The following is a 22,536-nucleotide window of genomic DNA, read 5'->3' as shown; positions in this document are numbered from 1 at the left end:
CGAAATCACGATCCACTACATCTAGTAGGCTTGGGAGCTAACCGGATAAGCACGGTTACTTCTTACCGGTGCCCACATCCCTCATCCCCAACCTTTCTCCCGCCCACGGAAGAGAGGTGGCTCTATGTGTAACGTGCGTAGCATCAGTTACGCGCTACGATCTGCATCATCCGCTACGTGCACCAAGCATGGCTATTTTCACAGGCAAAACAGTGGCTGCTTTAATGTGAATATGCACCACGATCCAACTTTATTTTGCATGATCAAACTTTATTTGTTGAGAGCGAACTTTATTTTTTCTAAACACATTATTCTTTGATCTGCCGCCGTAGTTAGCATCTTTGTTCTACGAGTCGGCGCGCAGTTAGCAACTTTATTGGCCCGTTAGCATCTTTGTTCTGAAGGACCAGGCTCGCCTTTGCAGGATGGCCGGAAATAGACCGGACCCGAGGACTTTGGAATCCATAAACAAAAACGCCAACCGGTGATGATTGGCGTTTCATGAGGTATGTTCCTGGTGGTCCGGGGCGGAATCGAACCACCGACACAAGGATTTTCAATCCTTGAGTTCGACGCTGTCGAAGCGCAGCAGATTACTTAGCCGCTACTTGTCCCGGCTCCTTAGCCGGTTCAGCAACTTTTTTCTGCTCCTGCGCCTCGCCGTCCCACAGCCGCTGGGCGGCTGCACGATCAAATCGTGGCAGGGCTACTGTTTCGATGGCAACACCATTCAGTACGGGATATTCTGCTCGGAAGTGCTCGATGTCTTTCTGCTCCAGATTGTCTACCGACACATCCCAAGTGCCGCCGGACATCCCGGTGACTGCCTGGTCGATCAAAGGTATCAGTGGGCCCGCACGGAATTCATCACCTTTGCGCTCACGCAGTTTTGCTGTCACGCGGCCCACGTAGGTCACAGAGTTCGGCTTTACCGTCAGGTCGAGGTTGAGTGGGACCACGAACATGCTGTTGAAGGGGAACGCGCTGGCCATGCCAGTCACGTCGAACAGTTTATATTCCCCGGCGGCGAGCGCAACGCGCGCCAGGTAGACGGTGCGGCCATTTTCCCGCAGGGTATCGATATCTTTGTTCAGTTTGAAGTTTTGGCGATCTTTCTTGCTCTGTGCGTCCGGCTTTGCAAACTTGACGACGAACGGATTGGGAACATAGCGGCTGTCATCCGAGCGGGATACCTCGATGGTCATGAGTACGACGGATTTTTCCTTCGTGTCGATGGCAGCGCTGTTCTTGTCGAATGCCATTGGATTTACTGTTGCACAGCCTGTTACAACACAACAGGCAATTGCTGCGGCGATTGATCGTATCATTCTGTAGATTCTTTTCTTGTTTGATTTTTGGATGGTGCTGCTTACTTAGCTCGGCGGCGGTTAACCGGAGCGTTGTTGCATTGTAGCAAAAATTGCAACGTTGAATCTGAAAATGATACAGAGATATTCGTCGGCTTAAACGGCCTGAAACGAAAACGCCAAAACCTGCATGGGTTGGCGTTTTGAAATTGCTGTTCTTGGTGGCCCGGGGCGGAATCGAACCAACCAACACAAGGATTTTCAATCCTCTACTCGCTACTGCCTTTATAAGATCAATGTTCCGAACTTTACTCATGCACTTCGTTGAAAAGTTCCGAACTTTATTACTTTGTTCCGAACTTTATTCCAAAGGAATAATATATATGCCGGCTAACGCCCCTTATTCCACCGTCACCGACTTCGCCAGATTGCGCGGCTTGTCGACGTCAGTGCCGCGCGCCAGCGCGGTGTGGTACGCCAGCAGCTGCAGCGGGATCACGTGCAGGATTGGTGACAGCAGGCCGTAGTGCTCGGGCAGGCGGATCACGTGTACGCCTTCGCTGGAGGTGATGCGCGAATCGGCGTCGGCGAACACGTAGAGCTGGCCGCCGCGGGCGCGCACTTCCTGCATGTTCGACTTCAGTTTTTCCAGTAGCGCATCGTTCGGCGCGATCGTCACCACCGGCATTTCTTCGGTGACCAGCGCCAGCGGACCGTGCTTGAGTTCACCGGCCGGGTAGGCTTCGGCGTGGATGTAGGAAATCTCTTTCAGCTTCAGCGCGCCTTCCAGCGCGATCGGGTAATGCATGCCGCGACCGAGGAACAGCGCGTTTTCCTTGCGTGCGAAATCATCGGCCCAGGCGATGATTTGCGGCTCCAGCGCCAGCGCGCTGGCGATCGCGACCGGCAGGTGGCGCATCTGTTTCAGGTATTCGGCCTCCTGCTCCTCGCTCAGCCGACCCTTGACCTGCGCCAGCGTCAGCGTCAGCAGAAACAGCGCGACCAACTGCGTGCTGAAGGCCTTGGTCGACGCGACCCCGACTTCGACGCCGGCGCGGGTGATGAAAGCCATTTCACACTCGCGCACCATGGCGCTGGTGGCAACATTGCACACGGTCAGGGTGTGCAGCATGCCTTGCGCTCTGGCGTGTTTCAGTGCGGCCAGGGTGTCGGCGGTTTCGCCGCTTTGCGAAATCGTCACGACCAGCGCGTTCGGATTCGGCACGCTGTCACGGTAGCGGTATTCGCTCGCGATTTCGACATTGACCGGCACTTTGGCGACCGATTCTATCCAGTATTTCGCGGTCAGTCCGGCGTAGTAACTGGTGCCGCAAGCCAGGATCAGCACCGAATCGATCTGCTTGAAAATGGGGAAGGCTTTATCGCCGAACAGCTCGGGCATGATGGTCTTGACCCCTTCCAGCGTGTCGCCGATGGCGCGCGGCTGCTCGAAAATTTCCTTTTGCATGTAGTGGCGATACGGGCCGAGTTCGGCCGCGCCAGTATGCACGTGCACGGTGTTCACTGCGCGCCGCGCCGGCTTGCCCTGCGCGTCCACGATCCAGACCCGCTGCAATTGCAGGTCGACCACGTCACCTTCTTCCAGATAGACGATCTGGTCGGTTGTGCCGGCCAGCGCCATCGCGTCGGACGCCAGAAAATTCTCGCCCCGGCCGACGCCGACGATCAGTGGCGAGCCGTGGCGTGCGCCGACCACGCGGTGCGGCTCGTCACGGCAAAACACCGCGATCGCGTAGGCGCCGGTCAGGCGTTTGACCGCCTGCTGGACCGTGTCGAACAGGTCGCCGGCATACAGATGGTCGACCAGATGCGCGATCACTTCGGTATCGGTCTGGCTCTCGAACACATAGCCGAGCGCGCTCAGTTCGGCGCGCAGCTCGTCGTGATTTTCGATGATGCCGTTGTGTACCAGCGCGATCCGCTCACGCGAAAAATGCGGGTGCGCATTGTGCGAGGCGGGCGCGCCATGCGTGGCCCAGCGGGTGTGCGCGATGCCGGTGAAGCCGGCCAGGCCGGTCTGCGCAATTTGTTGTTCCAGCTCGGCCACGCGCGCGGTGCTGCGCGCGCGGCGCAACTGGCCGTCGACATGCAGTGCGACGCCGCACGAATCGTAGCCGCGGTATTCGAGCCGCTTCAGTCCTTCGACCAGGATGGGGGTGATATTACGCTGCGCAACCGCGCCGACGATGCCGCACATGAGAGCCTCTACGTGAGTGAGAATAATTGCATGCTAGAGCATAGTGACTGAAAAAAGCGGTCAAAATGCTTTATGATTTGGTGAATTATTTCATGCGTTAATTGTGATGAAATAATAATTCAAAATATTAACAATAAATTATATAAAATTCATGGCTGATTCGACCATCCTGCTCGACGACCTCGACCGACGCATCCTTAACGCGTTGCAGGCCGATGCGTCACAGAACAATATCCAGCTAGCGGCGCAGGTGCACGCGTCGGCGCCGACTTGCCTGCGGCGCGTCAAACGCCTGATCGACAGCGGCGTGATCGCGCGTCAGGTCGCCATCGTCGCGCCGGACAAGGTCGGCGCCAGCCTGACCGCGATCGTCGAAATCACGCTCGATCACCAGGCCGCCGAGCGGTTGCAGGAGTTCGAGGCGCACGTGGCGCAGGAAGCGGCGGTGTTGCAGTGCTATCGGGTGTCGCCGGGACCGGACTTTGTGCTGGTGGTGCAGGTCGCCGACATGCCGGCTTATCACGCGCTGGCGCATCGGCTGTTTGCGACCCAGACCAATGTGCGCAATGTGCGCAGCTTCTTTTCGGTGTTCAGAAGCAAGTTTGAGACGCGGCTGGCGGTGTGACGGGATTGACCATCGAAAATATACTGTGGCGTGTATATTTTTATACCGTAATAAACATCAGCGGGATATAGGTTGTTTTTGTTAATACTCCCCCTTATTTGTATGACTCGATATGATTGTCGTCGCTGCGCGAAAACGGATCGTGCGGTCGCGGGGGGCTCGCTCCGTGGTTGCTAGCCGGGGGTGGCCCGGCGGCCACCTACCTTTTTTGCTTCGCCAAAAAAGGTAGGCCAAAAAAGGCGACCGCGCAGACGCTGCCCTTCGGGTTCCCGTCTGTGGGGCAGCAAAAGCGGGAAATGACAAAACTCGCTACGCTCAGACATTGTCATTTCTGATCCGCTTTTGCTGCCCCGCAGACGGCAGCGTCTCAAGCGGAACGACAAAAAGCAACGGCAAAAGCAACCGCAAAAGCAACCGCAAAAGCAACCGCAAGAGGCGGACGTCTAGCAGGCTGTGCACGTAGCAAACTGAGTGTCGTCCCAGCGAACGCTGGGATCCAGTGTCGTTCGTTGCCTCACCGCATCCACGATCGTAGCCAAGGACAGCCCGACTTGGCCGCCGCGCGCAGGTGCTTGTTACTTCTTCACCTTCACGGGCCGCGTCCAGCCCTCGATCGTGACCTGCTTCGCGCGCGACACCGTCAGCTTGCCGGCCGGCGCATCCTTCGACAGGCTGGTGCCGGCGCCGAGCGTGGCGCCCTTGCCGACGGTGACCGGCGCGATCAGCTGGCTGTCGCTGCCGATGAAGGCGTCGTCTTCGATCACGGTGCGGAACTTGTTGGCACCGTCGTAATTGCAGGTGATGGTGCCGGCGCCGACGTTGACGCGGCTGCCGATGGTGGCGTCTCCGATATAGGCCAGATGATTGGCCTTGCTGGCGGCGGCGATCTGGCTGTTCTTGACTTCGACGAAGTTGCCTATATGGACGCCTTCGGCCAATGTGGTGCCGGGACGCAGCCGTGCGTACGGACCGATGATGGACGCGCTGCCGACCTGCGCCTGCTCGATATGGCAGAACGGCTTGATCTGCGCGCCGGCGGCGATGCGGGCATTGCTGATCACACAGTGCGCGCCGATCGTCACGCCGTCGGCCAGCGCAACCTCGCCTTCGAACACGCAGCCGACATCGATGCTGACATCGCGGCCGCAGGTCAATCTGCCGCGCACGTCGATCCGGTTCGGATCGGCCAGGGTCACGCCCTGTTCCAGCAGGTCGTTGGCTGTGTTGCGCTGAGCGATGCGTTCCAGTTCGGCCAGTTGCACCTTGCTGTTGACGCCCAGCGTTTCCCAGACTGCGGCCGGTTGCGCCGACACCACCGCGACGCCATCGGCGACGGCGCGCGCGACGATGTCGGTCAGATAATATTCGGCCTGCGCATTGTCGTTCGACAGCGTGGTGAGCCATTGCTTGAGCCACGCGGTCGGCACCACCATGATGCCGGTATTGATTTCGCGGATCGCACGCTCGGCCGCGTTGGCATCCTTTTGCTCGACGATACGCACGATGTGGCCATCTTCGCGCAAGATGCGGCCATAGCCGGTCGGGTCGTCCAATGCGATCGTCAAAATTCCCAGCTTGTCGGTCCCGGAGCAGTCCAACAACCGTTGCAGCGAGGCCGCACTTGTCAGCGGAACATCGCCATACAACACCAGCGTAGGCATGTTGTCATCGAGATGCGGCACCGCCTGCATCACCGCATGACCGGTACCGAGCTGCGGCTCCTGCTTGGCAAATACCAGGTCGGGCGCGCCCAGCAACTCCGGCACCTTTTCCCCGCCATGACCGTAAATCACGCACAAGCGCGTTGGCGTCAGCGACCGCGCGGTATCGATCACATGCGACAGCAGCGGTTTGCCGGCCAGCGGATGCAACACCTTTGGCAGCGCCGACTGCATGCGTTTGCCGAGGCCGGCGGCGAGGATCACGATATTCATAGGGAATTAGTTGAAAATAATAAAAAATTTTAACATGCGCATCAGCCGCGCTTGGGCGAATCGCGATGATTTCCAGGGCGATTGTATGAAGATCGGTGCAGGCTAGAGCTTCTCGCCCCTTCCCCCTTGAAGGGGGAGGGTTGGGATGGGGGTAGGATGGTCGATCGGCAACATGCATCATTCATCGACAGCACTACCCCCACTTGCAGTGCGCATATCCGCTTGCAGGCGGATACCGCTTCGCAGGCAGGAGGCATGCCTCCTGAATTCCCTGCTCCGCCCCTAACCCTCCCCTGCAAGCATGTCCTGAGCTTGTCGAAGGAGGGGAGGGAACTAAACCCGGCAGCACCAATGTTCATGTGGTTCTTCGTGCGATTGCCCTACTAGGATTTCAATGTGCTGGCGGCGCAGCGGAAGTTGGCCGCTACCGGACAGCGAACCGTGGCAGTGCATCGGCGTTGCAGCAAGGCGCCTATCGCCGGCGTCGCTTTGGCGCTCCCTGATTAATTTCGGGCGAGGGGCTGTCACAAAAAAATGCCGCCCGGCGCTGGTGCGGGCGGCATGGCGATCGTTGCGCCTGGCTTATTGCAGCTGATTGCGCGGATCGCCGCGTTCTGGCCGGCGACCGTGTTCGTCGTCCTTGCTGTTGCTGTCGCGCTGGCGCTGGCGGGATTCCGGTGCCACACGGTTTTCGATACGCACCGGTTGCGGCACTGCGACCGGCGCCGCCACCGCAGCAGGCGGTGGTGCCTGACGCGCCGGTTCGACCCGGTTCTGGAGCTGTGGTTGCTGTGGTGCCATCGGCCGCTCCGGACGACGGCCGCGGTTCTCATCCGGCGTGCCGCGTTCGGCACGATCGGGTGCGCGTTCACGCCAGCCTGGCGTCGGACTCAACGGTCCCGGCCGTGGTTGCAGCGGCGCCTGCACTTGCCCCGGCGCCGCTGCCGGCGCCGGCTGGACCGCTCGTTGTTGCGGATGTATCGGCTCGGAGTTGCCCTGCGACGGTTCTTGTCTTGGCTGAGCGCGCCAGTTAGACGGCGTCGTCGGCGCGACCGGCGGTGGCAGTTGCTGCGTTGGGGTCTGTGAGCGCTGCATCGGTGATGGCTGCACCGCCTGTGGCTGCTGTGGTTGCAGTAGTTGCGGCTGCAGCGGCGGTTGTTGCCCATAGCGGCGCTCGCGCGGCACCAACACCGGATCGGGCGTGCGCAGATTGGCCCTTGGCTGGAAATGCTGGTCGCGCGGCAATGCAGCGATCGCACTGGTCGGCGCCTGTTGCAGCTGTCGCGGATCGATCAGGCGCGCCGGTATCGGCGTCACCGGGACACTGCGCCGGCCCCGTTCGAATTCAGCATGCGGCACTACCGTCACTGCGTCGCGCACATCGCGGTTCTGGTAGTGGACTTGCGGCGGATGGGCGCCGCCATTGACGTTGGTGAAGTTGGTGACATTAGTGATGGTATTGATATTGGTGACATGCGAGATGTTGACTCGCCGCACATAGGTCGGCGACACGCTGTAACTCGGCACGAACACCTCGCGCGGCGCCAGCGGGAACCAGCCGACCGCCGGGGCCGCGCCACCAGAAAACGATACTCGCCAGTTGCTGCCGCCGACCCAGCCGACCAGCGCCGGGGCCCACACCGGCCTTGCCGTCACCGATCCCGGCGCCCAGCACCAGCGATTCCCGACAAATGCCCAGCGGCCATAATGGGTTGGCGCATAGCCCCAGGGCGCGTTGTCGACCCAGGTCCAGCCCCACGGCTCGACCCAAGTCCAGCGCCCGCTCTGATACGGGGTCCAGCCGGCAGGCACCGTATTCGGATACCAGACCGGGCCATAGTCGCTGCTTGCTTGCCAGCTGCCGTAGTTGTCCAGTTCTTCATAGCCGGTGGTTTCTGGCGACACATAACGCAGCGATGGCGATTGCTCTTCACGCTGATCGCGTGCCAGCGCCCAGTCGTCGAAGGCGTCGCGCTGCAGGCCACCGACGCGCATATTGCCCGCGGCGAACTCGAGCTGGCGGCCGGCCGGCACCGTCAGGCTGTTGCCATCGTTATCGAAGCGGATCGCGCCGGAAAACACCCCGACGGTGGTGGTGTCGGGCGCCCGTTCGGCGTCGATTCGGAAGAGCGCCGGACCGGACAGCAGCACCAAGCCTTGCGGCGTGCGCAATTCGAAGTCGTCCGCCAGGTCGCGATTCCTGACCCGCACATTGGCGCTGCCGTGCATCAGCCGCAGCCGCAAATGGTCGTCGTCGAGTTGCGCGATTTCCAGCTCGGAATCGGCATCGATACGGATCGCGGTCGACCCGACCCGCAACTCGGCGCGCGCACCCGGCGCCGTGGTCATCACGTTTTGCGACGTCAGTGGCCAGTTCAGCACCGCCGCCGCCGCTTCATCGTCATAGGTGCTGCGGAAATCGACCTGGCCATAAAGGTAAGAAATCCGCCCGACCCGGCCGCTTGGATCGGCCAGCGCTGCGCCGGCCACCAGCGCCAAAGCCAGCAGCGCCAGTGTGTTGCGAACAAATTTGACCATCATGGACTCTTACCTCTAATGTGGTGACCGCCGAAAAAAAACGCACTGTAGCATCATTAGGGTTGCCTGCAAGCACCATAGTGGACCCTATCGGCGGGATCTAGCGATGCCAGCGACCGCCAAACTGGACGTAGCCGCCGCCGCCATAGCCGCCATAATAGGGATAGGGCGCGGGATAGACCGCCACCGGCGCCGGTTCGACCGCATAGCCTGGACCGCCATAACCGCCATAACCGCCGTAACCACGGGCCGGTACCACGACACATCCGGACAAGCCTATTGTCGCGGCGGCAACTGCAAGCAGGGTGAGGGTGCGCAAGTTCATGATGATTCCAATCAAAATGGGGTATACAGCATTAGAACGATTGAGCAGACAAAAAAACTACGCCAGTTACAAAGGGTTGCAAAGTTACGGTGTGTGCGGTTGCCGGCCTCGACCTTGGCGGGCGGATCGACGCACCGCTAGGCGATAATGTTGTGCCAACGTCAGCCGCGCTAAGCTTGCGATCGGCGATCGCGCAAGGCCTCAAGGAGAAAATGTGAACCCCATGCCACCCGAGTGGATCCGCTGGATCGCAGAAAACATCGAGCGCGGCGTGCCGCCGCAGACCCTGATCGACACCCTGGTCCAGCATCGCTTCGAGCGCGGACAGGCGACTTACGAGGTGGAATCGCGCCTGCCCGGCTATCTGCTGCAAAAGCGCGCTGCACCGGCACCGGCAGCCGCCGCCGCCAAGTCCAGCGCTGCCACCCAGTATCAATACGAAAAAATGGGCCCGCAGCCGGGCAACAGCATCACGATCGACGGCCATACCATCGGCCTGCAGATGTCCCTGGCGCAGCCGCATCTGATGGTGTTCGGCAATGTGCTGAGCAAAGAAGAATGCGAGCAGCTGATCGCGTTGTCGCAAAGCAAGCTGGCGCGCTCGACCACGGTCGACGAACAAACCGGAAAAGCCGAATGGCATGCCGATCGCACCAGCAGCGGCACCTTCTTTGCGCTCAACGAGACCCCGCTCATCGCCAAACTGGACCAGCGCATCGCCCAACTAATGCAGATGCCGGTGGTCAACGGCGAAGGCCTGCAAATCCTCAATTACCAGATCGGCGGCGAATACAAGCCGCACTACGACTACTTCCCGCCCGACCAGCCCGGCAGCGCGCAGCACATCGCGATTGGCGGCCAACGCGTCGCGACCCTGATCATTTATCTAAACGAAGTTGAGGAGGGCGGCGCCACCATCTTCCCCGAGCTGGGCCTGACCGTCACGCCGGTGCAGGGAAGCGCCGTATATTTCTCCTACAGCAACTCAAAAAACCAGCTCGACCCGCGGACCTATCACGGCGGCAATCCCGTGACCAAGGGCGAGAAATGGATCGCCACCAAGTGGATGCGGCAGCGCGAGTATCGGTCGGCCTGAGCTTGCGCCTGGTCTAGTGGCATGCCGCTACAATTGGACGGTTGCCGCGTGCATGCGCTTTGCCTGTACGCGCTGTGGCAGCACTGATCGATTGGAATTCATGCCCGACCCCGCCTCCTTGTTCGCGTCCATGTTGTTCGGCATCATCGGCTTCGCCGTCTTTGTGTATGGCAAGAAGCAGGTGCTGTGGCGGCCGATGGCGATCGGCGTCGGCTTGATGGCGTATCCGTATTTCGTGTCGCAGCTCTGGCTGTTGTACCTGATCGGGGCCGGCCTGTGTGCCGCTGTGGTTCTGTGGCGCGACTGATGCACAGTGGTGCGGGATTTATGATCCGAGAATACGCAGGACTGAATGTTTAGCCATTCGAATCAAAATCTAATCGAAATGATATGCAAATTACTGAACCGCCAAAATCCGGGTACGCAGGAATTTCGCTGCGCCAATTGCGACGCAGCGACGCCGACGACTGGTATCAATATTTGTCCAACCCGTTGGCGATTGAGCATACGAGCTGGAGCATTAACGGTGTCGACGAGCTATCGCTCATGTTCGACGCGTTTGAATCTGATGCCGCGACTTCGCAGATACGCCTGGCAATCGTCGACGACAACTCCGGCTCGATGATCGGCACCATCGGTTTCCATAGCATTTCAGATGTTCATCGCACCGCTGAACTCGCTTACGATATGGCACCCGCCTATTGGGGTCGCGGCATCGGACCTGCGGTGTGCAAGGCGGTCGTCGAGTGGGCGTTCCAGAACCTGGGCTTTGTCCGGATTCAGGCCACGGCGCTGGAATCAAACCACCAATCCATACGGGTCCTGGAAAAGCGCGGGTTTGCGTTTGAAGGCGTGTTGCGTTGTTTTCGTATGGTGCGCGGACGGCCGGGACATTTCCGAATCTATTCATTGCTGAATCCGGTGTGGGAAACGTCCTGTGCGGCGGTCTAGCCACTGTCATCTGCGCTGATCGCGCCGACACGTTCTCGGCGCTTCAGTCGTCCGGCTGAACCACTATCTGAATTTTGTCTTGTCCCCGGTCTTGAGGTCGAGCGAATAGCGCACGCCTTTCTCGGTCAGCGGCATCGCGTCCGGCGGCTCATCGCCAGCCAGTGCGCCCGAGACCACCGGCAGTCCTTCGCCCTTGCGTATCAATTCATCGGCCCGCTCGTACACGTTGCGACAGCCGGTGGCCGCCATCAGCGCCTGCACGATGGTGACCTTCCAGGCGTCGACGCCGGCAGCCTGGAATTGGCAGATCAAATAGCCGTTGGCGCCGCCGTACCAGTCGACCAGCAGGCCGGGCAAGCCATCCGCTTCGCCGGTAATTAACTGCAGGTGGGGTTTGGTAGCGGCTTTGGTTGTGCCAACGCCAACGCCGCGCGCGCTGACCGCGGCCTGCACGCGGCGCTTGATCAGCGCGTGATCGATCGGTTCGTGTTGATCAAAGCTCCAGACGCGGGCGCGGATTTGCGATTTCGGGCTGTGCGCGGCGCGCGCCAGGAACTGGCCGGACGATGATTGCACCAGCGCGGTCGCGCCCGATTTCATTTTTTCAAACGGCTTGCCATCGACCCGCTCAACGGCGGAGGCGTAAATCCAGGGCTGGCGCTCGAGCAAGCTCTTTTCTTTGCCTTGTTTGATGGTGATGACTAGCATGGGACGGTTCTCGATGGAAGATGAAGACGGTGACGACGTTGACGCGCTTGCCATGATGCGGCCGCCAGCGGCGCCCGGCGCTTGATAAATACTCGCCGGTGTATTTTACGCAGGCGCAATAACACCGGCGGGATTGCCTCTATTTTTAGGCATACTGCCCGATTTTTTCCAGATCGCCGGGCTCCAGCCAGCTGAACTCGCCCGGATTCAGCGCGGGATCGAGCGCGTAGCCACCGACCGCGATCCGATGCAAGCCGTCGACCCGGTTGCCGGCCGCGGCGATCATCCGCTTGACTTGGTGGTACTTGCCTTCGGCGATGGTCAGATGCAGCACATTCTCGGTGATTTGCGCGCAGCCGGCGGCCGCGATCGGTGCCGGTTCGTCGCGCAATTGCACCCCGCTCAGCAGCGCGGCGATCAGCTCGTGCTGAATCGGATGCTTGGTGGTGACCTGATACACCTTCGGCACTTTTTTCTTCGGCGCGCTGTAGGCGTGGATGAAGGCGCCGTCGTCCGAGAACAGCAGCACGCCGGTGGTGTCCTGGTCGAGCCGGCCGACGCATTGCACGCCGCGCTCGACTAGTTGCGGCGGCAGCAGCCGGTACACGCTCGGGTGGTGTTGCGGCTGGTGCGAGCATTCGACGCCCAGCGGCTTGTTCATCGCCAGATAGACGTGCTGGCGGTATTGCCAGCGCTGGCCATCGACCTCGAATTGAAAACGGTCGGTCTCGATTTCACGCTGCGGGTCGTCGCAGAGCGCGCCGGCGATCGTGACGCGGCCGTTGAAGACCATGATCCGGCACAGCTTGCGACTGCCGAAGCCCTGACTGTGCAGGATTTTTTCCAGGCTGAGTAATGGCATCGGCTTAGTCGGCGTCGGTATCGGCATTGGCAGCGGCGCGCTGCAACGGGATGATGCTGGAGACGGTGCTGCCAGCGCTGCCGCTGGCACACGGCTCGTCATCGAACGCGATATCGCCCAGCGGATTGGCGACGCCGTCGACCTTCAGCCCGGCGAAATCGAAGCGTTGCTGGTCCATCAGATGCGACGGCACCAGCGTCGACAGCGACGAGAAGATGCTTTCGACGCGGCCCGGGAACTGCTTTTCCCAGTCGCGCATCAGGCCCTTGATCTGCTTGCGCTGCAGGTTTTCCTGCGAGCCGCACAGGTCGCATGGAATGATCGGGAACTGCTTGACCGCGGCGTAGCGCGCCGAATCGGCTTCCTTCACGTACGCCATGGGACGGATCACGATGTGCTTGCCGTCGTCCGACTGCAGCTTGGCCGGCATGCCCTTGAGCTTGCCGCCGAAGAACATGTTCAGGAAGAAGGTTTCCAGGATGTCGTCGCGATGATGGCCGAGCGCGATCTTGGTCGCCCCCAACTCGTCGGCGACCCGGTACAGGATGCCGCGCCGCAGTCGCGAGCACAGCGAGCAGGTGGTCTTGCCTTCCGGGATCAGGCGCTTGACGATGCTGTAGGTGTCCTGGTTCTCGATATGGAACGGCACGCCGAGCTTGGTCAGGTAGGCCGGCAGGATATGCTCGGGGAAGTTCGGCTGCTTCTGGTCCAGATTGACCGCGATGATCTCGAAATCGATCGGCGCCCGTTCGCGCAGCGTCATCAGGATATCGAGCAGCGCGTAGCTGTCCTTGCCGCCGGACAGGCAGACCATCACCTTGTCGCCTTGCTCGATCATGTTGAAGTCGCCGATCGCCTGCCCGACCTGGCGGCACAGGCGCTTGTGCAGCTTGTTGTTCTCGTAGGCGGTTTTTTCGGCCTTTTTGAGGCTGGCGGCGTCAGGCGGTTGTGCTGGTGCGGCCGTTTCGGTGGCGAATGGGATGGTGTGTACTTGCATGATGATGCCTGGTTATTGGTGCTGTATTGGTGCTGGGCTGAGTGACTCAAATCTTCCGTGTCATTCCCGTCCTTCGGCAGGCTCAGGATAAACTGGCCTGCGCCCGAGCGGGAATCCAGTGACGTTGGTCGATCGACGAACGACGCTGGGTTCCTGCGTTCGCAGGAACGACGTTATTTAGATTTCGGTGCCTCATGCTGTAGCGCCTTGCTTGTATTTCTTAAACGTCCGCCTTGATGCTGAACACTTCGACCCCGACGCCGTCGCAATCGGGATACACGTCCGGCTTCATGGTCGAGACCCGCACCGCGCGCACCTGCGGGTGCGCCAGCATGCTGCGCGCGACGTCGTCGCACAGGGTTTCCTGCAGGTGGACGTGGCCCTGCGCCATGCGCTGCGCGATGGTCTCCCGCATGAAGTCGTAATCGACTACTTCGGCCAGATGGTCGTCCTTCGGCGTCGACAACGCCAGCGGAATATACAGGTCGACGTTGATCAGCACGCGCTGCTCGCCCTTCTTTTCAAAATCGTGCACGCCGATATTGATCAGCACTTCGTAATTGCGCAGGAACAGGCGGCGGCAGTCGGCCAGCTTGGGGTGGGTCAGGGCGGAGAGCATGGGGGCGGTCTTTCGGTAACGGATCAAGAGGACTGGGCGACGAACATCACGTCGCGCGGCAAGGGAATCAGGTGCTGGCCGCCGTCGACCAGCAAGGTGGTGCCGGTGATCGCGCCGGCTTCGGCCAGAAAGCAGACGGCGGCCGCGATATCGTCGGCGCTGGACGAGCGCCCCAGCGGCGTTACCTGGTGGGCGCTGGCAAAGTCGGCGCCGCTCTGGTCGCTAGATGCCAGCGTGATGCCGGGCGCGATGCCGACCACCCGCAATTTCGGCGCCAGCGCCTGCGCCAGCATCGTGGTGGCGGACTGCAGCGCGGCTTTCGACAGCGTGTAGGACAGGAAATCCGGGTTCAGGTTGAACAGTTTCTGGTCCAGCAGATTGATCACCACCGCTTGCGCGCCGTCCGGCGTTGCCGCGTGCAGCGCCTGCGCCAGCACGATCGGCGCGGCCAGATTGACGTGCATGTGGGCGTCCAGCCGTGCGATTGAAAAATCCTCGGCGCTGTCGTAATCGAACAGCGCCGCATTGTTGACCACGCACGACACCGGCCCCAGCGCCGCAATCGCGCACGGCAGCAGTTGCCGCAATGCGGCCTGGTCCAGCAGATCGCAGTGCAGCGCGACCGCGCGTCGTCCCAGCGCGGCGATCTCGGCCACCACCGCCTGCGCCTCGGCGTGCGAATGGCCGTAATGCACGGCCACGTCCCAGCCGCGCTGGACCAGCGCCAGCGCGATGTGGCGGCCGAGGCGCTTGGCGGCGCCGGTCACGAGGGCGACTTTGTGGGGTGCGGTGGGCATGATGGGCTTCTCGATGTCTTATTTATATATATAGGTGAAGCGCGGCGCGTCCGACTGGCGCAAACGGTTGGTGCGAAAAATTTGTTGCCGCCGCCGCCGGTCACTACAATACCGGTATGCAATTACCCGAACCCACTAGCGACGCGCTGGCCGCGTCCCACGCGCTGCAGCAACGCATCGTCGACGAGATCCGGCACCCCGACCACGACGGCTGGATTTCGTTTGCGCATTATATGGAGCTGGCGCTGTACGCGCCGGGCCTCGGTTATTACAGCGGCGGCGCCAAAAAACTCGGCAAAGACGGTGATTTTACAACCGCGCCCGAAATCACGCCGCTTTTTGGCGCGGCCCTGGCCCGCATCGGCGCCGAGCTGATGGCGCAAAGCAGTCCGCAGATGCTGGAATTTGGCGCCGGCAGCGGCCGGCTGGCGTTCGACATCCTGACCGAGCTGGCCGCGCAGAACGTGCCACTCGAACAATATGCGATCGTCGAACTGTCGGGCGAACTGCGCGCGCGCCAGCAAGAGCTGCTGCGCGGGTTTCCCCAGGTGGTGTGGCTGGACCGGCTTCCCGCCGCGTTTTCCGGCGTGGTGCTGGGCAACGAGGTGCTCGATGCGATGCCGGTGCAGCTGGTCGTCAAGCGCGCCGATGGCTGGCGCGAAGTCGGGGTCGCCTTGGCGCCCGGGCCGGATGGCGAGCGCTTCGTCTTTCGCGACTCGCGCGACCAGGCCGATGGCAGCGCGCAGCCCGAACTGCAAGCGCAGATCCGGGCCCAGATTCCGGACCCCGATGCGTTGCCGGACGGTTATCTGACCGAGTTGCACGCGGTCGGCTGCGGTTTCATGCGCACGCTGGCGCAGATGCTGACTGCTGGATCAGGCAAGCCCGGTGGCAGCGGCAAGGGCGGCGTCGCGCTCCTGTTCGATTATGGCTTTCCGGCGCACGAATACTATCTGGCGCAGCGGGCGCAAGGCACGCTGATGTGCCATTATCGGCACCACGCGCATGCCGACCCGTTCTATCTGCCGGGTTTGCAGGACATTACCGCGCACGTCGATTTCAGCGCGATGGCGCAGGCGGCGCTGGATGGCGGGCTGGAATTGCTCGGCTATAGTGGCCAGGCGGCGTTCCTGATCGCGGCCGGCATCGGCGAGCTGCTGCTGCGCACGTCGCCGGACGATGCGCAGCGCTACCTGCCGCAAGCGAATGCGGTGCAAAAGTTGCTGTCGCCGGCGGAAATGGGCGAGCTGTTCAAGGTGCTGGTGGTCGGGCGCGACGTCAGCTTGCCGGAGCAATTCGGGCGCGGCGACCGCAGCCACCGCTTGCAGCCGGTGGCGCTGTATATCTGAATCTGCGGCTTTAAAAATACACGCCGGTGTATTTTTAAAGCCGCGCATAATACGTGCGCAACAGACAGTTTTTACTAAAAATGTGGGGGAGTATCCCCCGATAAGGCGCAACATGATCCGCTGGGTTCTGGTTATTTTTATCGCGCTGACGGTGTTCTCAGCGCTGCTGCCGTGGCTGGAAAAGCTCGGCATCGGCCGCCTGCCGGGCGATTTTCGCTTCAGGCTGTTCGGCCGCGTGTTTTCGCTGCCGTTTGCCTCGACCCTGCTGCTGTCGGCGCTGGTCGTCCTGCTGGCGCGCTGGCTGAGATAAGCCGCCACCGCTCCGCCAACCGCCTGCGCCCCGCATGATGGAAAAGATCCACAGCCACTACGATAACCTGAAGGTCGCACGCAATGCGCCGGTCGAGGTGGTGCGCGCCGCCTACAAGGCGCTCAGCCAGCGTTATCACCCGGACAAGAATCCCGACCAGAAACACGCCGCGCACGTGATGGCGCTGCTCAATAACGCCTACGAGGTGCTGTCCGATCCGGGCAAACGCCAGGAACACGACGACTGGATCGCCACCGCCGAGGCCGAACTGCAGGCGCAGGAACGGCTGCGCCGTCGCGTCGGCCAGCACCACGCGCCGCCGCTGGTGCTGCCGGTGCGGCGCGACGGCAGCTGGTCGCGCCTGGTGCATGACAGGCCGTGGTGGTGCGCGCCGGCGCTCTGTCTGGGCATCGGCATCGGGCTTGGCTGGTTGGGCAGCGCGCTGCTGCCGGCGCACACGGCGGTGCTCGCGTCGCTGGCCCGGCAGCCTGCGATCGTGCCGCGGCCGGCGGCATTGGCCGGAACAAACGCCGATAGCGTGATCGCCGTCATTTCGCGCGTCCAGATCGCGGCCGTGGGCGATCCCTGCGCCGCTGCGCCGGGCAACGCGCCGTGGCCGCAGCATTCGACTTATCTGGACGGCTACCCGATCGCCAGCGGCGGCGGCAACACGCGCGTGATCGTCGACAACGCGGGCAATGACGCCGCGATCCTGGTCCAGCTGTTCGATCTGGCTGGCCAGCGCAGCGTGCGGCACGCGTTCGTGCTGCCGCGTCAACAGTTCACGATGGACAATTTAGCGTCCGGCAATTACGAATTGCGTTACCAGAACCTGTACAGCGCCAGCATGCCACGGCCGGATTGCGCATCCGCGCCCGCGGCTTCCTCCGCGGCGTCGCCGCCGCGCGTGGTCGCCGGCAAATAACGCGGCGCGACCTATCCGGTCAGGGTGGCAATGCCGTTCGACATGATGAAGTCGGCCGGTTTTTGCGCGCTGTTCCCGGCTTTCAGCGCCGGCATTGGGGTTAAGATCGAGCTTCGGGCCGCCGCCGCGTTTTGGCATTGCTGGCAGCGCCAGCCCCGACCCTTGAGGAAAAAATGACCGAATTGGCAACTCTGCGGGCCCTGATCGTCGAGCCGAACGCCGCGATGCGCACCAGTCTGCAAGACATGCTGCTGCAGTGCGCGCTGGCCGCGGTCGATCACGTCAATAGCGCCGGCACTGCGATCCGGGCGCTGCAACACCGCAGTTACGAGCTGATCCTGTGCGAATACGACTTGGGCGCGGGCCAGGACGGCCAGCAATTGCTGGAAGACCTGCGCCAGCAACAGATCATTTCGCTGTCGACCGTGTTCATCATGATCACCGCCGAGCGCGCCTATCAAAAAGTGGTCGGCGCGGCCGAACTAGCGCCCACCGATTACATCCTGAAGCCATTTTCGGTCGAACGGCTGCTGCTGCGGATCCGGCGCGCGCTGGAACGGCGCGCGCTGCTGCTGCCGGTGCACCAGTTGCTGGAGCATGGCGAGCAACATGCGGCGATCCAGGCTTGCCGCGACGGCGCGCGCCAGTCGCCACGCCAGGCGGGCGAATTTCTGCGGCTGCGGGCCGAATTGCAGCTGGCGCTCGGTGAAGCGACGGCGGCAGAGGCGACCTACCGCCAATTGCTGCAGGATCGCAAGCTCGGCTGGGCCAGACACGGACTGGCCAAATGCCTGTTGCTGCAGGGCCGTCATGTCGAGGCGCAAGCCATGCTGCAGGCGCTGGTTGCCGAGCAACCGAGTTTGCTCGACGCCTACGATAGTCTGGCGCAGACGCATGAGGCGCTCGGCCAGTTGCCGGCGGCGCAGGCGGTGCTGCAGCGGGCGGTCGAGGTGTCGCCGCATGCGCTGGGACGGCTGCGCCGGCTGGGCCGGGTCGCACTCGACGCCGGCGACCTGCAGATCGCGGAATACGCATTGCAGCAGGTGGTCGGCAAGTCCAGTCATTCTGAATTTCGCGATCCGGAAGACCAGGTGCAGCTGGTCAAGACGCTGCTGCGGCTGGACCAGCCGGAGCAGGCCGACCGGGTGATCCGCCAGCTCGACGGCACGCTCGGCCAAGGCGGCAAGGGCGCGGCCTGCGGCGCCATCGCCAGCGCGATGCTGCATGAATTTCGCGGCGACACGGCGCAGCTGGCGACGGCGCTGGACGCCGCCGTGGCCGCCAGCCTCAATGGCAGCGGCAGCGCCATCTCGGCCGAACTGAAGCTGGAACTGGCCGGGCACTGCCTGCAACACCAGCGCGAAGCGGCCGCGTCGCAATTGGTACTGGACGTGATCGGCAATGCCGCCGATGAAGCCACGCTGGCCAAGACCACGCAGGTACTGGCGCAGGCGGGACGGCCGGAGCTGGCGCTCGCGCTGCAGCAGCAAAGCCGGCGCCAGGTGATCGCGCTGGTGGCGGAAGGCGCCGGCCGGGCGCGGCAAGGTGATTACACCGGCGCGGTCGAGCTGATGACGAGCGCATTGCAGAAACTGCCGCACAATCCGCAAGTGGTGTTCAACGCTGCCGTCGCGCTGCTCAAGTGCCTGGAGCAGATCGGATGGCAAGACGCGATGGGCGGCCAAGCCAGGTCATTGATCGCGACGCTGCGCCGGCTCGATCCGGCCTATCCGCAGCTGGACGCACTGGTGGCGCTGTACCGGACGATATTGCAGCAATACGGGCGCGGCACGGGGCGCCCGCAGCTGCAGCCGGCGCGGCCGGCATTATCAAAGCTGGCGCAGCGATGACGAGCGCACAGGCGCGCGGCCGATGCGATGCGAGCATGCCCGCCGCCAGCAACTCGGCCCGGCCGGGTACCGGCACCTTGCCGGAATGTAGCCTGAATTTGCAAAAGCGATGCAAGAACGATGCACCCAGCATGCCTGCAGCATGCAGCATGCACCAACCAGCAACCACACGATTGACCCAGCAATGCCAGAAGCCTCACACCTGAACTACCAACACCGCAGCCGGTCCGGTGCCTGCGACCGTTTTCTGCAAAAAATCGGCATCAACACCGACCTGCCGGCGCTCGGCAGCGCGGTGGCACGCGTGGTGCAGCTCACTTCGTCCGATGGCGAGGCGGTGCACAACCTGACGCATCTGGTGCTGTCCGACGTTGCGCTGACCCAGAAGATCCTGCGGCTGTCGAACACCGCGGTGTACCGCACCGTGTCCGGCGGCAAACCGGTCACCACCATTTCGCGCGCGATCTTCCTGCTCGGCTTCGACACCATCAAGACCGCCGCGCTGGCGATGCTGCTGGTCGACGGCCTGACTGACGGCAAGCATGCGCACAGCGTGCGCAGCGAGCTGGCGCGGGCGCTGTATGCCAGCGTGATCGGGCGCGAGCTGGCGCGGCGCAGTCATCATCCGGGCGCCGAGGAAGCGGCGATCGCCGCGCTGTTCAAGAATCTTGGGCGCTTGCTGGTGGCCTCGCACGACCATGCACTGTACAGCGAGATCGTCGCGCTGATCGACAGCGGCAGCCACACGGCGGGCCAGGCCGCGATGCAGGTGATGGGCTGCAGTTTTGAGCTGCTGGCCGACACCGTGCTGCAGCAATGGGATATTCCCGACACCATCATCCGCGCACTGGTGCCGACCGGGTCGCGCGTGCTGCGGCCGTCGCACAACCGGCAGGAATGGATGCAGCAAGTCGCCACCTTCAGCGCCGAGGCGGCGCGGCTGGTGCCGGCGATGCAGGAAGGCGGCGACAACGGCGCGCTGTGCCAGCCGCTGCTGGCCCGTTTCGGCGCGGCGTTAAACCTGGACCAGGACAAGCTCGAGCAACTGTTTGCCAATGTGGCACAGGAGATCAGAATCCTGGCCGACAGCATGGACCTGGCGCTGCCGCCGCCGCCGCTACTGCCGCCGATGCCGCCAATGCCAATGCCGATCGCGGCCGCGGCGCCGGCCGAGCCGGACGGCTTGCCGAGCGAGCTGCTGATGGTGCAGCTCGATGCCGGCGCGCAGCAGTCCGATGCGCGCCACGCCAGCGGCAAGCCGCTCCATGCGCGCGAGTTGTTGCTGGCCGGGGTGCAGGATGTGACGCAGATGATGGCGTCCGGCCGCTGCAAGACCAATGAACTGATCCTGCAGGTGCTGGAGACCATCTATCGCAGCATGGGCTTTCGCTTCGCCGCGCTGTGCCTGCGGGACCCGAAAAGCGGCCAGTTCCGCGCCCGCATCGCTATCGGCGAGCAGCACGCGGCGCGCCAGAGCGGCTTCGCATTTTCGCGCTCGAGCACGCGCGACCTGTTCCAGCTGGCGCTGGACAACGACGCCGACTTGATGGTCTCGGACGCCACCACCGCCAAGATCCGCGACCTGATCCCGGCCTGGCATCGGGCCTTGCTGCCCGATGCGCGCAGCTTCATCGTGTTGCCGCTGGTGCTGCAGAAAATGCCGTTGGGTTTGTTCTACGCCGATCGCGCGCAACTGGCGCCGGAGGGCGTGCCATCCGACGAGGCGGCGTTGATCAAGACCTTGAAGGGGCAGGTGCTGGCGGCGCTAAATCCCGGGTGATTCAGGTATTTTTGCCGGGGTATGTGTCTAAATGACGCTTGAGGCCATATAAAATAAGCGGGGCATTAAAATACAGCCGGTAGTATATGTCGACGGCGCCGGCCCCGGAAATGAGCCCGGGTCGCCGCCTGCGCCCTTATCCGCACCGCATCAATCCAGTTCCTGGCGCAGCAACTGATGCAGCGCCTCCGGCGGCCGCCCGATCTGCGCGCGCTGGTGGTACACCACGATCGGTCTTTGCAGCAGCTTCGGATGGGTGGCCACGGCCTGCAACAGTGTGGCGTCGTCGGCCTGTTCCAGCTGCAGCGCCGCGTAGTCGTCCTCGCCGTCGCGCACCATCGCGCGGACCGGCTGGCCCAGTTGTTGCTGCAGGGTGTGCAGCTGCGCCAGCGTAAGCGGGGTTTTCTGGTAGTCGACCACGTTCAGCGGCAGCTGTCTGGCGGCGGCGAATTGTTCGGTCAGCGCCAGCGCTGCGCGCGACTTCGAGCAGCGCGGGTTGTGGTAAATCGTGATCATCGGCGGTTTCCTCAATGGCCCGCTGCCAGGGACTGGGCGGCGCAAGCCTCGCATTCTGCCACGGCCATCGGCCGGCCGTCATCATAGCCATGCAGCGCGCCCTGCGGCAGGACTGCACCACCACCGGGCGGCCGCGCTCGGCCGCTCCGCAGCCAAGCCTGACGCATGGCCGCCGGTGCCGCGCCAGCCGCGCAGGATGGCCAGGTGCAGTAGCGCCGTCCGCGCGCCCATTTCGATGCCGCCGCCGGCAAAAAAAGAGATCGGAATCAACACAAATGTTGCAGCAAGCTGTTGACAAGGTATCGATACTCCTTCATACTTTGCGGTTCCTTACGGAGGGGTGGCCGAGTGGTTAAAGGCGGCAGACTGTAAATCTGCTCTCTCTGAGTACACTGGTTCGAATCCAGTCCCCTCCACCAGTAAAGGAAATGCAGCTGGTCGTTGTGGCGGTTATGGTGACAGTTAAGGTGGCGGCTGAAGCGGTCCCTTCGCGGGTGTAGCTCAATGGTAGAGCTGAAGCCTTCCAAGCTTATGACGAGGGTTCGATTCCCTTCACCCGCTCCAGCAGGCTCCATGCATTTGTTGTGTGCGTTTCTGAGCGGCGCGCATGATTTTTTAGCCCTTGTAGCTCAGTGGTAGAGCACTCCCTTGGTAAGGGAGAGGCCACGTGTTCGATCCACGTCAAGGGCACCAGAATTTGGTTTCACCATAAGCAGTATCGGCAAGACAGTCGGGCGCGTGCCTGAGCATCCTCATCAAATCGTTAGGAGTCTAAAATGGCAAAGAGCAAGTTTGAGCGGACCAAGCCGCACGTGAACGTAGGCACGAT

Annotated in this window: 21 protein-coding genes and 3 tRNA genes; 12 read left to right on the top strand and 12 right to left on the bottom strand. The window is 62.3% G+C overall.

Annotated features, from left to right (window positions below):
• Positions 1-593: 593 nt before the first annotated feature.
• The gene (locus tag ACFOFO_RS25065; protein ID WP_390333361.1) at positions 594-1,262 is read right to left on the bottom strand and encodes a hypothetical protein; all 669 of its coding nucleotides are present in this window, start codon (positions 1,260-1,262) and stop codon (positions 594-596) included.
• Between the two features lie 445 nt (positions 1,263-1,707).
• Positions 1,708-3,525 carry a glutamine--fructose-6-phosphate transaminase (isomerizing) gene (gene glmS, locus ACFOFO_RS25060; protein ID WP_390327491.1) on the bottom strand — a complete coding sequence of 606 codons (1,818 nt, stop codon included), beginning with the start codon at positions 3,523-3,525 and terminating at the stop codon, positions 1,708-1,710.
• Between the two features lie 151 nt (positions 3,526-3,676).
• On the opposite strand from glmS, the gene ACFOFO_RS25055 reads away from it, so the two are divergent.
• Positions 3,677-4,150 carry an Lrp/AsnC family transcriptional regulator gene (locus tag ACFOFO_RS25055; protein WP_390327489.1) on the top strand — a complete coding sequence of 158 codons (474 nt, stop codon included), beginning with the start codon at positions 3,677-3,679 and terminating at the stop codon, positions 4,148-4,150.
• A 575-nt stretch (positions 4,151-4,725) separates the two neighbouring features.
• Here the strand turns inward: ACFOFO_RS25055 and glmU are convergent.
• The 3 genes from glmU to ACFOFO_RS25040 all read right to left on the bottom strand — a co-directional run bounded on the left by glmU (position 4,726) and on the right by ACFOFO_RS25040 (position 8,947).
• Positions 4,726-6,084, bottom strand: a complete 1,359-nt coding sequence (gene glmU / locus ACFOFO_RS25050) for a bifunctional UDP-N-acetylglucosamine diphosphorylase/glucosamine-1-phosphate N-acetyltransferase GlmU (protein WP_390327488.1) — start codon at positions 6,082-6,084, stop codon at positions 4,726-4,728.
• Between the two features lie 582 nt (positions 6,085-6,666).
• Positions 6,667-8,625 carry a DUF6600 domain-containing protein gene (locus ACFOFO_RS25045; RefSeq protein ID WP_390333358.1) on the bottom strand — a complete coding sequence of 653 codons (1,959 nt, stop codon included), beginning with the start codon at positions 8,623-8,625 and terminating at the stop codon, positions 6,667-6,669.
• A 97-nt stretch (positions 8,626-8,722) separates the two neighbouring features.
• On the bottom strand, positions 8,723-8,947 hold the full coding sequence (locus ACFOFO_RS25040; RefSeq protein ID WP_390327484.1) for a hypothetical protein: 225 nt from the start codon (positions 8,945-8,947) through the stop codon (positions 8,723-8,725).
• Positions 8,948-9,170: 223 nt separating this feature from the next.
• On the opposite strand from ACFOFO_RS25040, the gene ACFOFO_RS25035 reads away from it, so the two are divergent.
• The 3 genes from ACFOFO_RS25035 (at position 9,171) to ACFOFO_RS25025 (ending at position 10,994) form a co-directional block, all read left to right on the top strand.
• Positions 9,171-10,043 carry a 2OG-Fe(II) oxygenase gene (locus ACFOFO_RS25035; RefSeq protein WP_390328289.1) on the top strand — a complete coding sequence of 291 codons (873 nt, stop codon included), beginning with the start codon at positions 9,171-9,173 and terminating at the stop codon, positions 10,041-10,043.
• Between the two features lie 100 nt (positions 10,044-10,143).
• Positions 10,144-10,350: a hypothetical protein gene (locus tag ACFOFO_RS25030; protein ID WP_390327483.1), complete on the top strand. Its 207-nt coding sequence runs from the start codon at positions 10,144-10,146 to the stop codon at positions 10,348-10,350.
• An 83-nt stretch (positions 10,351-10,433) separates the two neighbouring features.
• Positions 10,434-10,994, top strand: a complete 561-nt coding sequence (locus ACFOFO_RS25025; protein WP_390327482.1) for a GNAT family N-acetyltransferase — start codon at positions 10,434-10,436, stop codon at positions 10,992-10,994.
• 63 nt (positions 10,995-11,057) lie between these two features.
• On the opposite strand, the gene ACFOFO_RS25020 is transcribed toward ACFOFO_RS25025, so the two are convergent.
• From ACFOFO_RS25020 to ACFOFO_RS25000, 5 genes are all read right to left on the bottom strand, one after another.
• The gene (locus tag ACFOFO_RS25020) at positions 11,058-11,702 is read right to left on the bottom strand and encodes an SAM-dependent methyltransferase (protein WP_390327480.1); all 645 of its coding nucleotides are present in this window, start codon (positions 11,700-11,702) and stop codon (positions 11,058-11,060) included.
• Positions 11,703-11,847: 145 nt separating this feature from the next.
• Positions 11,848-12,564, bottom strand: a complete 717-nt coding sequence (locus tag ACFOFO_RS25015; protein ID WP_390327478.1) for a 16S rRNA pseudouridine(516) synthase — start codon at positions 12,562-12,564, stop codon at positions 11,848-11,850.
• A 4-nt stretch (positions 12,565-12,568) separates the two neighbouring features.
• Positions 12,569-13,561 (bottom strand): tRNA 2-thiocytidine(32) synthetase TtcA, encoded by a 993-nt coding sequence (gene ttcA / locus ACFOFO_RS25010; protein ID WP_390327476.1) that lies wholly within the window; start codon positions 13,559-13,561, stop codon positions 12,569-12,571.
• 220 nt (positions 13,562-13,781) lie between these two features.
• Positions 13,782-14,180, bottom strand: a complete 399-nt coding sequence (locus tag ACFOFO_RS25005) for a dihydroneopterin aldolase (RefSeq protein WP_390327475.1) — start codon at positions 14,178-14,180, stop codon at positions 13,782-13,784.
• 23 nt (positions 14,181-14,203) lie between these two features.
• Positions 14,204-14,977 (bottom strand): SDR family oxidoreductase, encoded by a 774-nt coding sequence (locus ACFOFO_RS25000; protein ID WP_390327473.1) that lies wholly within the window; start codon positions 14,975-14,977, stop codon positions 14,204-14,206.
• Between the two features lie 116 nt (positions 14,978-15,093).
• Between ACFOFO_RS25000 and ACFOFO_RS24995 the strand changes: the two genes are divergently transcribed.
• The 5 genes from ACFOFO_RS24995 to ACFOFO_RS24975 all read left to right on the top strand — a co-directional run bounded on the left by ACFOFO_RS24995 (position 15,094) and on the right by ACFOFO_RS24975 (position 21,191).
• Positions 15,094-16,326 (top strand): class I SAM-dependent methyltransferase, encoded by a 1,233-nt coding sequence (locus tag ACFOFO_RS24995; protein ID WP_390327472.1) that lies wholly within the window; start codon positions 15,094-15,096, stop codon positions 16,324-16,326.
• Between the two features lie 112 nt (positions 16,327-16,438).
• A complete protein-coding gene (locus ACFOFO_RS24990; protein WP_390327471.1) occupies positions 16,439-16,636 on the top strand; it encodes a DUF2905 domain-containing protein in 198 nt (65 codons plus the stop codon).
• Positions 16,637-16,670: 34 nt separating this feature from the next.
• Positions 16,671-17,561, top strand: coding sequence for a J domain-containing protein (locus ACFOFO_RS24985; RefSeq protein WP_390327470.1), 891 nt, complete (start codon positions 16,671-16,673; stop codon positions 17,559-17,561).
• 173 nt (positions 17,562-17,734) lie between these two features.
• Positions 17,735-19,411 carry a response regulator gene (locus tag ACFOFO_RS24980; protein ID WP_390327466.1) on the top strand — a complete coding sequence of 559 codons (1,677 nt, stop codon included), beginning with the start codon at positions 17,735-17,737 and terminating at the stop codon, positions 19,409-19,411.
• A gap of 142 nt (positions 19,412-19,553) precedes the next feature.
• The gene (locus ACFOFO_RS24975; RefSeq protein WP_390333357.1) at positions 19,554-21,191 is read left to right on the top strand and encodes an HDOD domain-containing protein; all 1,638 of its coding nucleotides are present in this window, start codon (positions 19,554-19,556) and stop codon (positions 21,189-21,191) included.
• 150 nt (positions 21,192-21,341) lie between these two features.
• Here the strand turns inward: ACFOFO_RS24975 and arsC are convergent, their stop codons facing one another.
• Together arsC and ACFOFO_RS24965 are read right to left on the bottom strand one after the other, a co-directional pair.
• On the bottom strand, positions 21,342-21,707 hold the full coding sequence (arsC, locus tag ACFOFO_RS24970; RefSeq protein ID WP_390327462.1) for an arsenate reductase (glutaredoxin): 366 nt from the start codon (positions 21,705-21,707) through the stop codon (positions 21,342-21,344).
• Between the two features lie 81 nt (positions 21,708-21,788).
• Positions 21,789-21,980: a hypothetical protein gene (locus ACFOFO_RS24965; RefSeq protein ID WP_390327460.1), complete on the bottom strand. Its 192-nt coding sequence runs from the start codon at positions 21,978-21,980 to the stop codon at positions 21,789-21,791.
• 61 nt (positions 21,981-22,041) lie between these two features.
• On the opposite strand from ACFOFO_RS24965, the gene ACFOFO_RS24960 reads away from it, so the two are divergent.
• From ACFOFO_RS24960 to ACFOFO_RS24950, 3 genes are all read left to right on the top strand, one after another.
• A tRNA-Tyr gene (locus ACFOFO_RS24960) sits at positions 22,042-22,126 on the top strand.
• Between the two features lie 71 nt (positions 22,127-22,197).
• A tRNA-Gly gene (locus ACFOFO_RS24955) sits at positions 22,198-22,271 on the top strand.
• A gap of 54 nt (positions 22,272-22,325) precedes the next feature.
• A tRNA-Thr gene (locus ACFOFO_RS24950) sits at positions 22,326-22,400 on the top strand.
• Positions 22,401-22,536: the final 136 nt, after the last annotated feature.

Origin of the sequence: Pseudundibacterium arcticum (assembly GCF_042646465.1) — a bacterium.
In the GTDB taxonomy this organism is placed as follows: Bacteria; Pseudomonadota; Gammaproteobacteria; order Burkholderiales; family Burkholderiaceae_D; genus Undibacterium_A; species Undibacterium_A arcticum.
The sequence above is the reverse complement of the archived record's forward strand: the minus strand, read 5'-3'. Positions and strand labels throughout refer to the sequence as shown.

Bases quoted from the DNA above. Each gene is read 5' to 3' on its own strand.
- ACFOFO_RS25065 (WP_390333361.1), bottom strand. From the start codon at position 1,262: ATGGCATTCGACAAGAACAGCGCTGCCATCGACACGAAGGAAAAATCC.
- glmS (WP_390327491.1), bottom strand. From the start codon at position 3,525: ATGTGCGGCATCGTCGGCGCGGTTGCGCAGCGTAATATCACCCCCATC.
- ACFOFO_RS25055 (WP_390327489.1), top strand. From the start codon at position 3,677: ATGGCTGATTCGACCATCCTGCTCGACGACCTCGACCGACGCATCCTT.
- glmU (WP_390327488.1), bottom strand. From the start codon at position 6,084: ATGAATATCGTGATCCTCGCCGCCGGCCTCGGCAAACGCATGCAGTCG.
- ACFOFO_RS25045 (WP_390333358.1), bottom strand. From the start codon at position 8,625: ATGATGGTCAAATTTGTTCGCAACACACTGGCGCTGCTGGCTTTGGCG.
- ACFOFO_RS25040 (WP_390327484.1), bottom strand. From the start codon at position 8,947: ATGAACTTGCGCACCCTCACCCTGCTTGCAGTTGCCGCCGCGACAATA.
- ACFOFO_RS25035 (WP_390328289.1), top strand. From the start codon at position 9,171: ATGCCACCCGAGTGGATCCGCTGGATCGCAGAAAACATCGAGCGCGGC.
- ACFOFO_RS25030 (WP_390327483.1), top strand. From the start codon at position 10,144: ATGCCCGACCCCGCCTCCTTGTTCGCGTCCATGTTGTTCGGCATCATC.
- ACFOFO_RS25025 (WP_390327482.1), top strand. From the start codon at position 10,434: ATGCAAATTACTGAACCGCCAAAATCCGGGTACGCAGGAATTTCGCTG.
- ACFOFO_RS25020 (WP_390327480.1), bottom strand. From the start codon at position 11,702: ATGCTAGTCATCACCATCAAACAAGGCAAAGAAAAGAGCTTGCTCGAG.
- ACFOFO_RS25015 (WP_390327478.1), bottom strand. From the start codon at position 12,564: ATGCCATTACTCAGCCTGGAAAAAATCCTGCACAGTCAGGGCTTCGGC.
- ttcA (WP_390327476.1), bottom strand. From the start codon at position 13,561: ATGCAAGTACACACCATCCCATTCGCCACCGAAACGGCCGCACCAGCA.
- ACFOFO_RS25005 (WP_390327475.1), bottom strand. From the start codon at position 14,180: ATGCTCTCCGCCCTGACCCACCCCAAGCTGGCCGACTGCCGCCGCCTG.
- ACFOFO_RS25000 (WP_390327473.1), bottom strand. From the start codon at position 14,977: ATGCCCACCGCACCCCACAAAGTCGCCCTCGTGACCGGCGCCGCCAAG.
- ACFOFO_RS24995 (WP_390327472.1), top strand. From the start codon at position 15,094: ATGCAATTACCCGAACCCACTAGCGACGCGCTGGCCGCGTCCCACGCG.
- ACFOFO_RS24990 (WP_390327471.1), top strand. From the start codon at position 16,439: ATGATCCGCTGGGTTCTGGTTATTTTTATCGCGCTGACGGTGTTCTCA.
- ACFOFO_RS24985 (WP_390327470.1), top strand. From the start codon at position 16,671: ATGATGGAAAAGATCCACAGCCACTACGATAACCTGAAGGTCGCACGC.
- ACFOFO_RS24980 (WP_390327466.1), top strand. From the start codon at position 17,735: ATGACCGAATTGGCAACTCTGCGGGCCCTGATCGTCGAGCCGAACGCC.
- ACFOFO_RS24975 (WP_390333357.1), top strand. From the start codon at position 19,554: ATGCAGCATGCACCAACCAGCAACCACACGATTGACCCAGCAATGCCA.
- arsC (WP_390327462.1), bottom strand. From the start codon at position 21,707: ATGATCACGATTTACCACAACCCGCGCTGCTCGAAGTCGCGCGCAGCG.